We start from the raw sequence: 15,774 nt of genomic DNA, 5'->3' as shown, positions 1-15,774 counted from the left end.
TGGATCTGTCCGTTTTTTTATATTGTATGGTGATCGGCGAGGGTGGTTTTTAGACATCATCATTTTATATAACAAGTTGTTTTTGTGCAAATTATTATGAAACATATAAGATATTTATCTGTTTATAGTGGGTTTTATAACGTTTTTTATAAACATAAAAAGAGGTTTTATATACAAAAAAATAAAGATAGATATTTCTGGGTGTGGATAAAATCGGTTTGTGGGAGTAGGGGGAGATGAATGAAAAGTGAAGTGTGTAATTAGTTATAAAATGATGTGATATGGAGAACTATAGGCGTTGCAATAGACTTAGAGAAAGTAGGCTATCCTGCACATTTGCAGGGTAGAGTGCTCTTTTTACTGTTTCTCGGGAGCTATCCTGCACATTAGCAGGATAGCTCCCGAGAATAGATACAAGATGGCTGGAAATGGGCTGAAACGGCGAGCTATAATGCGTGCGTACAGGATAGCTTGCTCGAGCACCTCAATTAGCACGAAGTTACTGCAAAAGTGCAGGATAGCTTCGGCGTTAGGAGTAGGAGACGGGGGATTTGGGGGAAGTATCGAGTGTGGAGTAAGCTGAGGCAAGGCGGTAAAGTAGCATGATTTAATCATTCTAACAGCTACTGAAGTATGGAGAACTATAGGCGTTGCAATAGACTTAGAGAGAGTAGGCTATCCTACACATTTACAGGGTGGAAACCTGACATGAGAGCCGATTTGGGCAGCTATATTGTAGTTTTGCAACAGGAGTAGCTTCTAATGGACGATTTCCCCCGAAAAATAGGTAAACTACTGCAGAAAGAGCAGTGTAGGTTAGCGGCTGGCCAAGTTACATCGAATCTATTGCAGAAAGTGCATTGTAAGCTAACAGCTGATCGGATGACATCGGTCTCCCGTAGTTGCTGTCATGCTTCATTTAGTTTCCGAGTTAGTAGTCTTTGACCGAGAGAATTAGGGGGAGTATTATAATTTGCCGGGATTTTGTGTATTATAGGAGGATAAATATTTTCCGTGGGAAAGGTTGGTCGCAGATGGATAATGCAGTAGAGAACAAGCCCTCATCCTCTAATTTCATTAAAAACATTGTAAACGAAGATTTGAAGAGCGGCCATGTGCAGCAAATTGTTACTCGTTTTCCACCGGAGCCGAACGGCTATTTGCATATTGGTCATGCCAAGTCTATTTGTCTAAACTTTGAGCTCGCTGATGAATTCAAGGGCAAAACCAATTTGCGCTTTGATGATACGAATCCGGTCAAAGAGGATACAGAGTACGTGGAATCGATTCAAGAGGATGTCCGCTGGCTCGGCTTTGAATGGGATGAGCTTCATTTTGCATCCGATTATTTTGAAGAGCTGTACAACCGTGCGGTACTGCTGATCAAGAAGGGCAAAGCGTATGTGTGTGATTTGACAGCTGAGCAAATGCGCGAGTATCGCGGCACGTTAACCGAGCCAGGCAAGGAGAGTCCTTATCGGAATCGCAGCGTGGAGGAAAACCTTGACTTGTTCAATCGTATGCGTGCTGGTGAGTTTAAGGACGGCGAGCGTGTGCTGCGCGCCAAAATTGATATGGCTTCCCCTAACATTACTTTGCGCGATCCGGTGCTGTACCGCATTGCCCATGCGCATCATCATCGCACAGGCGATGCCTGGTGCATCTATCCGATGTATGACTATGCGCATCCGCTAAGCGATGCAATTGAAGGCATCACGCATTCTATCTGTACGCTTGAGTTTGAGGACCACCGTCCGCTGTATGATTGGACCGTTGCGGAATGCGAGATGGAAGCTGCGCCGCGCCAATACGAATTTGCTCGTCTGAACGTGACGAACACGGTCATGAGCAAGCGGAAGCTGAAGCAATTGGTAGATGAAGCTGCTGTAGACGGCTGGGATGATCCTCGTATGCCGACGATTAGCGGCTTGCGCCGCAAGGGCTATACCCCTGAAGCGATTCGCGCGTTCTGTCGAGAGATTGGTGTCTCCAAGAGCAACAGTCTTGTTGACGAGCGCAATCTGGAGCACTTCATTAGAGAAGATTTGAAGCTCAAGGCACTTCGTACAATGGCTGTATTGCGTCCGCTTAAGGTGATCATTACGAACTATCCAGAAGGCGAAACGGAGCTGCTGGATGCAGAAAACAATGCAGAAAACGAAGCGATGGGCATTCGCCAAATTCCGTTTTCACGCGAGATCTACATTGAACAGGATGATTTTATGGAAAATCCTCCGAACAAATATTTCCGTCTCTTCCCCGGCAATGAAGTGCGTCTCAAGCATGCATACTTCATTACCTGTCAAGATGTAATCAAGGATTCAGAAGGCAATGTGATAGAACTGCATTGTACTTATGATGTGAGAACGAAGAGCGGCTCAGGCTTTAATGAACGTAAAGTGAAAGGCACCATTCACTGGGTGGATGCCACTCAGGCGGTCGCTGCGGATTTCCGCTTGTTCGAGCCGCTCATTACGAGTGAGGCAGAAGAGGAAGGCAAGCCGTTCCTAGAATGCATCAATCCGAATTCCATTGAAGTGCTGAAAGGTTTCGTTGAGCCGAATATGAAGGAAGCGGCTGGCGGTGACAAATTCCAATTTTTCCGTCACGGCTACTTTAATGTTGATCCGAAGGATACGACAGCAGAGAAGCTGGCATTTAACCGCATCGTTTCACTCAAAAGCTCATTTGACCCATCGAAAGCATAGACCAATTTGAAGCACAGAAGCCTGCCGAGCATCCATTTCTCGGCGGGCTTTCTTCTATATAAGAGAGGCGGGATTGAAGTGGAGCAGCATAAGGTCGCAGGTCTGATTCTTGCTGGGGGACGGAGCACGAGAATGGGGACGGATAAAGCGCTGCTGCACATTGACGGCAAGCCACTACTGTACCGGCTAGTGAAGCAGCTATCGAGACTTACACAGGAGGTAATCATATCCGTCGGAACAAAGCAGCAGGAGACGATTTATAGGCAATGCCTAGGCGAGCTAGAGAATTCAGTTCGTTTCGCGGCGGATTTGTATCCAGATTGCGGACCGTTATCCGGACTGCATGCAGGCTTGCTAGGGAGAGTGGATGGTTACCTATTCGTCATGGCCTGTGATATGCCGAATGTGTCGGAGGAAGTGCTAGGGCAGCTGACGGCGCATATGGACAGCGGGGCAGAGGTTATCCATGTCGCGGGCCAGCCGTTTCATGCGCTTTACCATACAGGAGCAATAACACAAATCGAAGCTGCGCTTAACGAACAGGATTACCGTCTTCAGCGATTGCTCCAAAGATTATTTTCTGTGCAGGTGAAGCTGGCGGCTGACGTTTCTTCAGCGGTGTTTGCAAACCTGAATACACCCGAGGATTATAACAAATATGCTGCAAAATAGAACGCAGTTTCAGGCTCTTCATTCATGGCAGTCCGCTGAGCATTTTGCTCGGCGGGCTATTTTTTTTGAATGCTCAAACAATCGGTCTTGTGATATAATTTGACAAAGTTAGTTGGGATCTATTTTCAAATACGATAAAGCTTAGTCATAGAAGGGAAGAGGTGGCATACATGTCCAGACAGCTTACTTATGAAATTGTTGATGCGCAGCTGAGCGATCTGGAGCGTATTGTCGACATTTACAACTCAACGATTTCAAGTAGAATGGTAACAGCGGATTTAGAACCTGCAACGGTAGAGAGCAAGAGGGCTTGGTTTGACGAGCATTCTGCAGACCACCGGCCTTTATGGGTATTGCGTACAAATGGTGAAATTGCGGCATGGTTCAGCTTTCAATCGTTTTATGGCAGGCCGGCATATCAGGCAACAGCTGAAATAAGCATTTATATAGCGGAGCAATTTCGCAAGCTTGGACTTGGGGCAGCCTTGCTGCAAAAGGCGATAGAAGAGAGTCCGCGTTTAGGGCTCACCACGCTGCTTGGCTTCGTGTTTGGGCATAATAAGCCGAGCCTGGCTTTGCTCCATAAGTATGGCTTTGAGACATGGGGGCATTTGCCAAAGGTAGCGAATCTAGACGGAGTAGAAAGAGATCTTGTGATCTCGGGGAGACGCGTATGAAGAGGACGTTGGTTATTAGTGACATTCATGGCTGTTACACACCGTTTAATGATCTTCTCGCGCTTATGAATTATTGTCCTGGAGAGGATCAATTGCTGCTGCTTGGCGATTTTGTTGATCGCGGGCCGCGAAGCAGAGAAGTGGTGGAGCAGGTTTACCAGTTGGTTCAAGCAGAGGGTGCGATTGCCATTCAAGGCAATCATGATGAACGGCTTGTGGATGTGATGCTGGAGCGAAGCGAGCAGGCGCTAATGAAGTTCTCTGGGCACGGAGGAAGGCAGACCGCAGAGAGCTATGCAGGCGTTAAACAAGGGGCAATTGAGGACGTTATTGAGCGTGCCAAAACAGCTGTTCACGAGCGTTATACACATCATATGACATTTCTGGATCAACTGCCTTATTATCATGAGGACGAGCATTTTATTTATGTGCACGCAGGTCTCAATCCGAATTATTTGAACTGGAAGGAGCAGCCCCATAGAGACTTTCTCTACATCAAGCAGCCCTTTCTTAGCAGACCGACAAATGTGAGCAAAACGGTTGTTTTTGGCCATACCAAAACGATAGACATTCATGGAAAACCGGACGTTTGGTTCGGTTCTGGAAAAATTGGCATTGACGGAGGATGCTCCACAGGTCATCAGCTAAACGGATTAGCCATTTCAGGAGCTGACGAGTTTAAGGTTTATTCTGTGCCTTGGAGGCTGTGAATGATGCGCCTGTACCCAAATGCTCATTTCAAAAGCTTTCTGCTTAATGCACTTATTATTATCATCGCCTTTGGTTATGCGCTTATTATGGGTTGGCTATTATTTTATCGCAACCGTTATTTTGGCGAAGGGTACAGCTACAATATCGTACCGTTTTATACCATTAAGAAGTATATCATTCATTACGATCATTTTAATTTTGAAACTTGGTTCAAAAATTTATTCGGCAACGTCGTTCTGTTCATACCGATCGGTGTTTTCTTGCCGCTGCTAAATAAAAAGTACAGAAGCGTGCTGCGGCTTACTGCTGCAACCATTATGTTGATTACCATTGTCGAGGCTGCTCAGATGGTTACACGTCTAGGCAGCTTCGATATTGACGATATTATTCTAAATACGTTTGGAGCGTTAATTGGCTTACTCATGTTAAGGGCTGCTGTCCGTCCTGTCTGACTTGAATAGGGCTGCTGAATGGCGCATGTTAAACTAAAGCTGGCGTTTGAAATGCCGATCATGAAAGGAAGAGTAGACATTGAGTAAATTTTGGAGTCCACTGACCGCTTCGCTCGTTCCTTACGTGCCTGGCGAACAGCCGAAGGACAAAGTGTATATTAAGCTGAATACGAATGAAAATCCTTATCCGCCTTCTCCTAAGGCGATTGCTGCGATTGTGGGGGCGACTAACGAAGATTTGCGTCTTTATCCCGATCCTACCTGCGAGGTGCTTGTGAGGGCAGCAGCGGCCTATTATGGTTTGCCAGAAGAGCAGGTATTTGTTGGCAACGGTTCTGATGAAATATTGGCATTTGCGTTTGCTGCTTTTTTTGATCCGGCAAAAAAACTGTTGTTTCCGGATATTACATACAGCTTCTATAAGGTGTATGCGAAGCTCTATGGTTTAAGTGCTGAGCTTATAGCGCTCGACGAGCAGTTTCGCGTACATGTGGAAGCTTTCCATTCGGATAATGGCGGAATCATCATTCCGAATCCGAATGCGCCAACGGCTCAATTGCTCTCGCTTGATGAGATTCGCACCTTGCTTGCCAGCCATCCCGATCAGGCAGTCATTATCGACGAGGCGTACATCGATTTTGGAGGACAGTCGGCTATTGAGCTGATTAAAGACTATCCGAACCTGCTCGTCGTTCAGACGCTCTCGAAGTCCCGTTCCTTGGCAGGCCTGCGCGTAGGCTTTGCATTCGGCAGCGAGGAGTTGATTGATGGATTGAATCGCATCAAAAACTCATTCAATTCCTATACGCTTGATCGACTCGCTTTGGCTGGTGCTGTTGCTTCGCTTGAGGACGATGCTTATTTCCATGAGACGACGGCGAAGGTTATCGCTACACGTGAGCGTGTGACGGAGCAGCTTCTCGAAATGGGTTTTAAGGCTACCGATTCAAAGGCCAACTTTGTTTTTATCTCACATAAAGAGATTGAAGCTAAGGAAATATTCCAGCAGCTGCGTGATAAAGGTGTGCTGGTTCGCTATTTCAATCAGCCTCGGATCGATAACTATTTGCGGGTGAGCATCGGAACGGATGAAGAGATGGATGCTTTTATTGCAGCGCTTCATGAGATTGTAGGCGTGTAATGGCAGAGCACGAGAAGGATCAAATGCTGTTCAGACGATCGATGAAGCGGGTACTTCTGCTCAGTGCGATCTATGCGGGAGCGGGCAATTTGTTTTTGTATGCTGCATACTTTAACAGTGGAGTTATAAAGCGGAGCTATATCATCTGCGCGATTATGATTATTGCGTTTGCCCTGCCAATTGTGAAGCTATTCCGGAATCGGCATTGGTACTTCCCAGCTTTCATTTTCTTGTTCTGGATTCCGTTTAGCGTTCTTCTAGCATTTGTGCTCAGCAAAGTGCTCCCCCAGTCTGACAACAACGCGGACTTTGGACTGCTGCTCGTCTATTTTCTAATTTTGAATATCCTTGTTATTGTGTTAGGCATTGGATTAGGCATGCTTGTGAATGGCTGCTGGATGCTGTATGACAAATATAATCGAGCGAAAAAGAACGAATAAGTAAGCCATGCGGCTGCTCCTCTTTAGAATAGGAGAGCGCATGGCTTTTTATTATGGGGTGTTTACCTGTTGACTTTTGACGGTATTCGTTTTACAATTTCGTTAAACTAACGTTCGTTAGGCAAGGGAACGGATAGATGGAATAGGAGGGATGAAGCTTGACTACAGAGCCTTCTACAGCAGAACGCATTAAGCAGGCGGCATTAACGATGTTTACGGAGTCTGGCTATGAGGGAGCGTCCTTATCAGAAATTGCCAAAGCGGTTGGCATCAAGACGCCATCCATTTATGCGCATTATAAATCGAAGGAGCAGCTGTTTCTACAGCTCATTCAAGAAGTGATCGAAGAGGAACGAGAGCAATATTTTAAGCTGCTTCGTGACATTGAGTTCGTATCCAGTGAACAGCAGCTTTATCGACTGTTTGTTTTTTTTACCGACTTAAATCATATGACGACCGGCCAGGCTTTTTTGAAGCGGACGATATTAGTTCCCCCTCGGCATTTGCGTGACCAGCTGCGGCAGGATTTAATGCGCTACGAGGAAGAACTGACGGAGGGTATCGCTGATGTGCTGCACAAAGGAGCAAGTGCGGGGCTGTTTAACGGTCAGGAGGAGGAACGTTTGATTGCCTCCTTTTACGTATGTGTCGATGGAATGCTGGTTGAAAACCAATTATATGAGGAAGAGCTGTTTGAGAAAAGGAAGCAAATGACCTGGAAATCATTATGGCAGCTTTGGACGATGACAGCGAGAGAGGATTGAACGAGAATGCAATGGATATTTTTACTTTTAGCAGGCTTTCTAGAGGTTGGCTGGACGTTCGGGCTGAAATACTCGGAGGGCTTTACGCTGCTTGTGCCGAGTCTCATTACGATAGTACTGCTGGCAGCCAGCTTTATGTTGTTTGCTCGTGCGATGCGTACCATTGAAATAGGCGTGGCCTATGCTATGTTTACAGGTATTGGTACGGTAGGTACGGTAATCGCCGGCATACTTGTGCTGCATGAGCCAGCAGATTTTTGGCGTTTGTTTTTTATCGCTTTGTTAGTTGGAGGCATTGTTGGACTCAAGCTGGTCTCCAAGGAAAAGCCGCTGGCTGCGGAAGCGCAGGCTCAGGAGTCGTCTTCAATCGAAACGGCAGTTATAGACAACAAAGATCGTGAAAAGGTGGGTACGTAATATGGCTTGGGTTTTCTTGATTATTTCCGGCTTAGGCGAGGTCGGCGGCGTTACTTTTATGAAGCTCTCCGACGGCTTTAAGCGTTGGAAGGGTACGGTAGGCGCAATTGGCGCAGGATTTGTTAGCTTTTACTTCTTATCTAAAGCTCTTCAAACCATACCCATTAGTACTGCCTATGGAATATGGACAGGAATAGGCTCAATTGGCAGCGTGCTTCTAGGTATGTTCATATTTGGCGAGTCTCGGGACTGGCGGAAAATGTTATTCTTAACTATGATTATTTCTGGAGTTATTGGATTAAAAGTCGTTAGCGGGTGATTTTGAATGCTGACAGTGTTCGCAAGGGCTATCGCTGGATAAGGCACTCCTCTATGACTGGACGCTCGTCCTAATCAGACACTATAGCAGCAGGCTGCCCTTCGGCAGCCTGCTGCTTGGCATAGCTTAGAATCGTACAGAAGCTGTGCCGTCATCTGTTTAGTGCTCCTCATCAAAGGCATCGAGCAATACCTTGGCAAGTTCGGCGTCCTTTTTAAGCACATGAATCCTTTTCAAGGAATTGCCTTCAATGGTAACTTTGGTTTTCAAGCCATTTGCTTTGAAATGGGCCTGCAATCGGTCAATTAATTCCGATCTAGTGCCTCCTTCTGTTCGCACGGGTAGCCATCGATTCCAAAATAATGCCATTATGCATCACCTCCTTAAAGTTTTACAAAGTAAAACTAGTTTAGGAAGCCTGTGACTTACAATGTTGTACGACGAACTCGAATGAGAGTACACTATTCATATTTATTCAACATGAGCGCTCAATCATGACAATGTACGAAAAAATACTTTAGGGCTTTCATCCAAATTTTGATGGAGAATAACTCCATGGACACAGCTGTATGCTAAAGAAGGAATCAGGCAACCCGGCTATTGACAAATGTAACTGTAACTGATAAAATTACAGTACAAAGCAGGGAGGCTCGTAACAGTGAACAGCGAATTTACGATTGCCGTACACAGTCTCGTTTACTTGGCTTATTTGCCAGAGAGAATGGCGAGCAGCGATATGATTGCCGAGAATGTTGGCACACATTCTGCACGTATTCGGAAGGTGATGAGTGGCTTGCGCCGCAGCGGATACGTGGATACACGTGAAGGCTCAGGCGGAGGCTATAGGCTGACGATTGATCCAAATGTTGTAACACTAGCCGATATTTATCGGGTGATGGCACAAGGCTCGCTTATTCCAAGCTGGTGCTCAGGCAATCCAGAAATGGATTGTGTCGTAGGCTCGAATATGACGCAAGTTATGTTCGGTATATTCTGTACAGCGGAGAAGCAGCTGGAGAACCATTTTCAAGCGATTACCATTCAAGATGTGTTGAAGAAAATTCACGCATGCGATTAGCTGATGGTGTTTCAATAAGCGGTGAGACGGGTAATCCCTTAATCATACACATAGTTTGGAGAGGATGATTGACATGGCAGTAGCATTGACAAAAGAAAACTTTACCGAGAGCATTCAAAGCGGCGTTTCCCTTGTAGATTTCTGGGCACCATGGTGCGGACCTTGCAAAATGCAGCTTCCGATCGTTGAGGAGCTTGCTACAGAGCTGGAAGGCCAAGCTGTAATTGCAAAAATCAACGTGGATGAGCAGCCAGAACTCGCTTCCCAATTCGGCGTCATGAGTATTCCTACCCTTATTTTGTTCAAAGACGGTCAACCCGTTGACAAAATGGTGGGCGTACAAAGCAAAGACGCATTGAAAGCAAAAATCTCTGGTCAAATGTAAGCAACCTTTTCATGTGAATGAACGTCTAAATATCGTCTGGTACCAGCTAAAGCTGATCGCCAGGCGGTATTTTTTTTCATGAAATCCTCTCATTTACTAGATATAAAATGCTAGTTTAGGAAAAAAATTCATCTCATATCCGTGGTTTTTGTACATTTTTTACACAATTTCACAATCATTTTTATTGCATTCTGATAGACTAATCAAGTAGAATTGATATAATTGTGCGCATCGGCGTGCCCAACTATGATTTATGGAGTGGTGATGAAGTGAACGCAGTCATTACGAAAAAGGACAGCAAGATAACGGGAGAGTCCCTGCGGCAAGGTTTGACATCTTCGAAAATACTGATCATTATTCCGGCTTATAATGAAGAGCTCAGTATTAGCCACGTGATTCAGGATGTGAAGACACATTGTCCGGCTGCTCATATATTAGTCATTAATGACGGCTCTAAGGACCGTACTCGCGAGGTTGCTGAAGCGAATGGCGCATCAGTTATTACTCTTCCAACCAATCTGGGAATTGGCGGCGCTATGCAGACCGGGTATCGTTATGCTCATCGCTATGGCTATGATGTGGCCGTTCAAGTGGATGGAGACGGACAGCATAAAGCAGAGCAGCTTCATCTTATATTGGCTCCTGTGCTTAGCGGCACAGCGGATTTGGCGATTGGATCACGTTTTATTGAACAAACTGGCTTCCTCTCCTCTGCTTCAAGAAGAGCAGGAATCAAAATATTGTCTACAATTGTTAGCGCGATGACACATAAGCGTGTCTTAGATGTAACATCGGGTTTCCGAGCTGCCAACAAACGTGCAATATCTGTTTTCCAAAGCGATTATGCCACGGACTACCCTGAGGTGGATTCCATTGTGCTGATCCATCGCAGCGGACTGCGTACGAGCGAGGTTGCTGTGATCATGGACGCTCGAACGGGCGGCAAGTCATCAATAAATGCAGTGCGTTCGGTATATTATATGATTAAGGTTACGTTGGCGCTGTTTATTCGGAGCTTAAAGGCGACGAAGCCGGTCGAGGTTCAATCGTAACGCAAGGCTAATGCTCAAGAAGCATAACTTTAAGGAGGATACACCATGCAAGCCTTGTGGATTATCACAAGTGTAGGATTTCTGTTCGTGCTGATTATGTTGATTAACCGTAGATTGCTGAGAGAGCAGTACTCCATGCTCTGGCTGTTATTTGGAGTTGTAATGTTGATTCTGTCTGTGCGCGTTCAAATTATTGATACGCTGGCACATGCGATAGGCATTAATTATGCACCGGCTTTGTTGTTTTTAGTCGGTATTTTGTTTTGCATTATGTTGATTCTTCATCTTACAGTCATTGTTTCCAAATTATCGGAGAAGGTTATCCGGCTTACCCAAGAGCTTGGTATTTTGCACCACGAATTACATGAACGAAAAAGGTCGGATTCCTAATGGCATATATTGTATTGTTCTTTAATATTTTGCTGCTCGTATCCGGACAGCTGCTGTGGAAAGCTGGGATGAACAAGCTTGATACGGCTAAGGGCGATTCTTGGATCACTTTGCTCTGGTCGCCGCATATATGGTCGGGGCTAGTATTGTATGGAATAGCAACCGTGTTGTGGCTGTATGTACTTAAGAAGCTGCCGCTTAGCTTGGCTTATCCGCTTCAAAGTCTTGCTTATGTTATTGCTTTAGTAGCAGCAGTTTTCATTTTTCATGAATCAGTTCCGCTCCAGCGCTGGATCGGGGCTGCCATTATTTTGACTGGCGTCATCGTACTGGCATGGAAATAAGCGGCTGCTAGTATGAGGGGGGATTAACGAACGTGGTGGAATGGGTTAAAAAAAACAAAGCATGGACGATAGCGATCGTCCTTATTTTTCTGCTGGCCTTTTGGCTGAGAGCTGATTTTCTTACCTCTGTTAAGCATACGATTTCGCATGATACGAAGTATTATGATGAGATGGTGAATCGACTGCTTGACACAGGTGTATACGCTTATAAGGAAGAGATACCTAATGCGAGGGTAACACCGGGTTACCCGTTATTCATGACCGCTATGTATCTGATCGCCGATCCACTGGGCGTTGAACCGTTTCCGCTTATAAGGTGGGTGCAGGTTCTGTTCAGCTTAGCTACCTTGGTTTTAATTTATTTGATAGCTATGCTGGCGACTAGAAGCAAATGGGTTGCGATCATAGCGCTTTTTGTCTCAGCAATTTATCATCCGTTTATTTGGACGAATGGAGCTGTTCTTACTGAAACGCTCGCTTTATTCTTTCTTATGGGTTACTTAGCGATGCAGCTCTATGCCTTTCAAACGCAGCGTAAGCGTGATGCTGCACTGGCGGGTGTTTTATTAGGCATTACTGTACTTGTCAGAGCCGAATTTTTGCCGCTATTTGTTCCGTTGTATGGGTTGTTTTTACTGCAGCAATGGTTTAGGCCCAAATCGGAGCAGAAGATTAGACAAATATCGAAGTTTGCTGTTTTTAAGAAGGTCGCATTGCTTGGTATTATTACGGGTCTAAGCCTTTCAGCAGTCATGCTTCCATGGTGGGTTCGGAATGTCGTTTCTCTCAATGAATTTGTGATGACGGCTTCTCAGTCCAACCCATTTAAAGCAGGTACTTATCCGGATAAAGACTATACAGACAAAATCGTCGTTCAAGGCGACATGTCTCAAGATGAATATGCTTGGGCGCGCATTAAGGCGGGCTTTACGCAGCAGACTTGGAAATACGTGAAATGGTATACGGTTGGCAAGCTCAAATATACATATACCCATATGTTCTTTGGCTCGGGGCATTCACCGATTTATAAAGCTTATCCTAATGTAGCTTATCTGCATCTATTCATCATTTACAGTGCCATTATTCCGCTGTTTGCGCTGATTTGGAGATGGAGACATACGGGAGCGATGCTTGCGGCGGTTATCATTTTTATGACGATGATCAGACTCGTGTTCGTACCGGAGTATCGTTATAATTTTACCGTTATGCCTTTGATTATTATTTTGTCGACGTGGCTCGGCGTTTATATTTTGCAGAAATTGTGGGCTTTTGTGGCAAGGAAGAGAAGCGCACGATCATAATCTCTGCTTCAAGAAGCAAGACTGACTCCTTTAAGTAAGGAGCAGTCTTTTTTTTGCTTTTGTTGCAACTTCTGGACTGTATATCGCGTCATACTTTATGAATTATATGGAAAAGCATTGGAGGGTGAAGCGTTGAAGAATAATAACCGTAAGAAGCTAGCGGTCATGCTGTCGGCGGCTATGCTAATGAGCGTATTGCCTGCTTCGGCATTTGCCGAAAGCGTTAACAAAAATGTGGTAACGAAAGCAGCAGAGGCGGTATCGTCATCAGGAGGGGTAAAGATGGATGAGGTTTTTGATACTCCGGTAGATGCAGCGATAACGAAGGAGAAAGCACAGGCGCTGGCAAGGCAATATGTTAGCATTCCGAAGGAGTATGTCCTTCAAGGAGCTAATCTATCTATGGAAATGCTGGCAAGCGGAAAACGTAATGCTTGGGGTCTGGACTTCGTGAAGAAGGTTAACGGCAAGCATTTGGGCAGCATTTATGTTCGAATTCATGCGGATACCGGACAGCTGCTTGAGTTTAGCTCGTATACGGACAACACAACGGCTAAGCCCACCTATCCTTTGAAGGTTGAGCGAGATGGAGCACAGCAAATTGCAATAAAGTTTATTCAGAAGATAGCTGCTGATTACAAGGAACAAATTCAATATAATCCAGATTACGGTGTGCAGCTGCTGCCGCCTCTGTCGGGCGCGGTCGTACACTCCTTGCGCTATGATCGAGTGGTTCAGGGTATCCCCTATGTTGACAACTATATAGAACTTCAGATTGACAGCGAAGGAAACATACAGAGATATTCGCTTCAATGGGACGATACCATCAGCTTTCCGAAGATAGAAACGAAGCTGACGGCAGAAGAAGCGAATACGAAGCTGAGAGAGGCGGCGACGCCTAAGCTTTCCTACATTGTCCCTTATAATATGCAGGGCAAGAAAAATCCGGTGTTAAGCTACGAGCTTCAGCCGATTGCTATTGATGCCGTTACTGGCGAGCTTAAGGGGGAATCAGACAGTTCTTATTTTAGATCAGGGACCGTTTCTGAGAATCCATTAACAGAGAAGCCTTTAGGCGAGCTGCCAAAGGCAAATGCGATTACGGAGAAGCAAGCCGAGGCTGTGGTGAGGTCTGCGTTCAAGCTTCCTGAGGGAGCAGTGCTAAACGGCTCGAATTATAGTGAAAATCAAAATGAGGGCACGGGCACGATTGAAGCCTATTGGTATTTGAACTGGACGATCAGCAAGGATGGCAAAGAGCTTGGCTCAGCATCAGCTTCTGTTGATGGACGGACAGGTGCTGTTCGTAATTTCTATACGTATGCGTACAATGAACAGGTGAATGCTACAGATTCTTTAATCTCGCTGGAGAAGGCAACGGCCGCTGCAGAAGACGCGGTTAAGAAGCATTTGCCATGGCTCACACATGAGCTGTATTTGGTAAAGCCAGATCCTAAGCAATATGAAGATATGAGTGCGAGGGGAAATCGTCAATACTATTTCAACTTCGTGCATAAAGTTCATGGCGCCGCAGTCGATTATGACAGTATTAGCGTAGCTATTCATTCGGTAACGGGGGAAATCGTGAATTACGATGCATATCTCTCTAGCTTTGAATACCCTGCTGAGGCACCTGCTGTGATCAAGAAGGAGCAGGCTGTCGACAGCTGGCTCAATTACTATCGTACGCAGCTAACGTATCGCCTTGTGCAGCAGTTTGAGTGGAACGGCCAGCCAATCCCGATTGAAAAATATAAACTGCTTCTCGCATCCGGAGAAATTAGAGGCGACGAGGTGGAGACGACTACAGAGGCAGAACTCGTCTACCGCTTGGTGCCGAGGCTGATTGATGAATCCGTGTATCTTGACGCGGTGACTGGCGGCTGGAGCAATCGGGAGACAGGCGAGGCAACGCAGCTTGAGAAGCCGAAAGCACAGGATATCGAGGGGCACTGGGCACAGCGGCAGCTGGAGCTGATGGTCGCCTATAAAGCACTGGATGTCAAAGATGGCAAGGTACGCCCGAATGAGCTGGTTACTCGCGGCGAGCTGATCAAAATGCTGGTGCTTGCGAGAAGCAGCGGACGGTCTCCAGGCCTGATGTTTGGTAATACCGCTACGGCGGCCAAAGCCTCCTTTAACGATGTTGCAACGGATTCTAGCTATTTCGTTTATGTCGAAAGCGCGCTTGAGCAAAACCTCATTGATGTAGGCGATGGCTCCTTTAACCCAAGCGGTAAAGTGTCACGCGATGAAATGGCTGAGCTGATTGTGCGGGCGCTAGGCTATAATGCACTTGCCAATTATGATCATATTTTTAAAGCCTCCTTTAAAGACTCATCGCAAATCGAGAATCAAGGGCAGGCTGCGATTGTTGTCGGCTTGAAAATTATGAGCTTAACGGATAATAAGTTTTTACCTAAGAAGCAGGTGACGCGCGGCGAAGCATCGGTCGCATTCTTCCGTTATTTGCAATCGCGTGCGGAGCTGCAGGAGGCACCTCTTCGATTATAGGCGAATAGGTTTAAAAGGGCGTGGATGGGGTCGGCGAAGAGCCGGCCTCGTCCACGCCTTTCTTTGAAATATAGGAACAATAGCTAATCTGACTTTTTCTTTTTGGACGTAAAGTTGGTTACTGATTTGGAGTCCTCAATCGTATCGTTGACGAAGGCCATATCTTGATTTTTGGCTTTCATGTGAGTCGTGCCTTTGTAATTTCCTTTATGCGTCTGATTTTCCATGTATACACCTCCTCTTCCTCTATTTTTCAGAAAATCTTGCTTCTGAGCCGGCTGCGAAGAGCCAGCGTTATCGTAGTATTTCCGCATCTGAAGGATTCATTCGATCATTCGGTTAGCGGTTAGTACTTTCAATGTAGGTGCCGCTGGGGTATAATAGCTGGAGTTGTTTACTTTCGGGAAAA

Annotated in this window: 19 protein-coding genes; 17 read left to right on the top strand and 2 right to left on the bottom strand. The window is 45.8% G+C overall.

Annotated elements, in window-relative coordinates; genetic code table 11:
- Nucleotides 1-1,034: 1,034 nt before the first annotated feature.
- From MHI37_RS29445 to MHI37_RS29400, 10 genes are all read left to right on the top strand, one after another.
- Nucleotides 1,035-2,708, top strand: coding sequence for a glutamine--tRNA ligase/YqeY domain fusion protein (locus tag MHI37_RS29445; protein ID WP_076335538.1), 1,674 nt, complete (start codon nucleotides 1,035-1,037; stop codon nucleotides 2,706-2,708).
- 78 nt (nucleotides 2,709-2,786) lie between these two features.
- Entirely contained in the window at nucleotides 2,787-3,380 is a 594-nt protein-coding gene (locus MHI37_RS29440) for a molybdenum cofactor guanylyltransferase (RefSeq protein WP_076335537.1), read from the top strand.
- 170 nt (nucleotides 3,381-3,550) lie between these two features.
- Nucleotides 3,551-4,057, top strand: a complete 507-nt coding sequence (locus MHI37_RS29435) for a GNAT family N-acetyltransferase (RefSeq protein ID WP_076335536.1) — start codon at nucleotides 3,551-3,553, stop codon at nucleotides 4,055-4,057.
- Entirely contained in the window at nucleotides 4,054-4,767 is a 714-nt protein-coding gene (locus MHI37_RS29430) for a metallophosphoesterase family protein (protein ID WP_076335535.1), read from the top strand. Before MHI37_RS29435 ends, MHI37_RS29430 begins: the two co-directional genes overlap by 4 nt.
- On the top strand, nucleotides 4,768-5,220 hold the full coding sequence (locus tag MHI37_RS29425; protein ID WP_076335534.1) for a VanZ family protein: 453 nt from the start codon (nucleotides 4,768-4,770) through the stop codon (nucleotides 5,218-5,220).
- Between the two features lie 79 nt (nucleotides 5,221-5,299).
- A complete protein-coding gene (hisC, locus tag MHI37_RS29420; protein ID WP_076335533.1) occupies nucleotides 5,300-6,361 on the top strand; it encodes a histidinol-phosphate transaminase in 1,062 nt (353 codons plus the stop codon).
- Entirely contained in the window at nucleotides 6,361-6,801 is a 441-nt protein-coding gene (locus tag MHI37_RS29415) for a hypothetical protein (RefSeq protein ID WP_076335532.1), read from the top strand. The genes hisC and MHI37_RS29415 overlap by 1 nt, the downstream gene beginning before the upstream one ends.
- Nucleotides 6,802-6,959: 158 nt before the next feature.
- Nucleotides 6,960-7,565, top strand: a complete 606-nt coding sequence (locus MHI37_RS29410; RefSeq protein WP_076335531.1) for a TetR/AcrR family transcriptional regulator — start codon at nucleotides 6,960-6,962, stop codon at nucleotides 7,563-7,565.
- A gap of 6 nt (nucleotides 7,566-7,571) precedes the next feature.
- A complete protein-coding gene (locus MHI37_RS29405) occupies nucleotides 7,572-7,982 on the top strand; it encodes a multidrug efflux SMR transporter (RefSeq protein ID WP_076335530.1) in 411 nt (136 codons plus the stop codon).
- Nucleotide 7,983: 1 nt separating this feature from the next.
- Nucleotides 7,984-8,301, top strand: coding sequence for a multidrug efflux SMR transporter (locus MHI37_RS29400; protein ID WP_076335529.1), 318 nt, complete (start codon nucleotides 7,984-7,986; stop codon nucleotides 8,299-8,301).
- A gap of 159 nt (nucleotides 8,302-8,460) precedes the next feature.
- On the opposite strand, the gene MHI37_RS29395 is transcribed toward MHI37_RS29400, so the two are convergent.
- Nucleotides 8,461-8,670: a hypothetical protein gene (locus tag MHI37_RS29395; protein ID WP_076335528.1), complete on the bottom strand. Its 210-nt coding sequence runs from the start codon at nucleotides 8,668-8,670 to the stop codon at nucleotides 8,461-8,463.
- A gap of 289 nt (nucleotides 8,671-8,959) precedes the next feature.
- Here MHI37_RS29395 and MHI37_RS29390 point away from each other — a divergent pair, with 289 nt between their 5' ends.
- From MHI37_RS29390 to MHI37_RS29360, 7 genes are all read left to right on the top strand, one after another.
- Complete coding sequence (locus MHI37_RS29390; RefSeq protein WP_076335527.1) at nucleotides 8,960-9,379, top strand: Rrf2 family transcriptional regulator; 420 nt, start codon at nucleotides 8,960-8,962, stop codon at nucleotides 9,377-9,379.
- A 73-nt stretch (nucleotides 9,380-9,452) separates the two neighbouring features.
- Complete coding sequence (trxA, locus tag MHI37_RS29385; RefSeq protein WP_076335526.1) at nucleotides 9,453-9,764, top strand: thioredoxin; 312 nt, start codon at nucleotides 9,453-9,455, stop codon at nucleotides 9,762-9,764.
- A gap of 269 nt (nucleotides 9,765-10,033) precedes the next feature.
- Nucleotides 10,034-10,816, top strand: a complete 783-nt coding sequence (locus tag MHI37_RS29380; protein WP_256710039.1) for a glycosyltransferase family 2 protein — start codon at nucleotides 10,034-10,036, stop codon at nucleotides 10,814-10,816.
- Nucleotides 10,817-10,861: 45 nt separating this feature from the next.
- Nucleotides 10,862-11,206 carry a DUF2304 domain-containing protein gene (locus MHI37_RS29375; protein WP_076335525.1) on the top strand — a complete coding sequence of 115 codons (345 nt, stop codon included), beginning with the start codon at nucleotides 10,862-10,864 and terminating at the stop codon, nucleotides 11,204-11,206.
- Nucleotides 11,206-11,550, top strand: a complete 345-nt coding sequence (locus MHI37_RS29370) for an EamA family transporter (RefSeq protein ID WP_076335524.1) — start codon at nucleotides 11,206-11,208, stop codon at nucleotides 11,548-11,550. Before MHI37_RS29375 ends, MHI37_RS29370 begins: the two co-directional genes overlap by 1 nt.
- A gap of 32 nt (nucleotides 11,551-11,582) precedes the next feature.
- Nucleotides 11,583-12,851, top strand: coding sequence for a phospholipid carrier-dependent glycosyltransferase (locus MHI37_RS29365; RefSeq protein ID WP_076335523.1), 1,269 nt, complete (start codon nucleotides 11,583-11,585; stop codon nucleotides 12,849-12,851).
- A gap of 132 nt (nucleotides 12,852-12,983) precedes the next feature.
- Nucleotides 12,984-15,365, top strand: coding sequence for an S-layer homology domain-containing protein (locus tag MHI37_RS29360; RefSeq protein WP_076335522.1), 2,382 nt, complete (start codon nucleotides 12,984-12,986; stop codon nucleotides 15,363-15,365).
- 83 nt (nucleotides 15,366-15,448) lie between these two features.
- Here MHI37_RS29360 and MHI37_RS29355 read toward each other — a convergent pair whose 3' ends face one another.
- Nucleotides 15,449-15,592, bottom strand: coding sequence for a hypothetical protein (locus tag MHI37_RS29355; protein ID WP_179090157.1), 144 nt, complete (start codon nucleotides 15,590-15,592; stop codon nucleotides 15,449-15,451).
- Nucleotides 15,593-15,774 lie beyond the last annotated feature (182 nt).

Origin of the sequence: Paenibacillus sp. FSL H8-0548 (genome assembly GCF_038630985.1) — a bacterium.
GTDB lineage: Bacteria > Bacillota > Bacilli > Paenibacillales > Paenibacillaceae > Pristimantibacillus.
The sequence above is the reverse complement of the archived record's forward strand: the minus strand, read 5'-3'. Positions and strand labels throughout refer to the sequence as shown.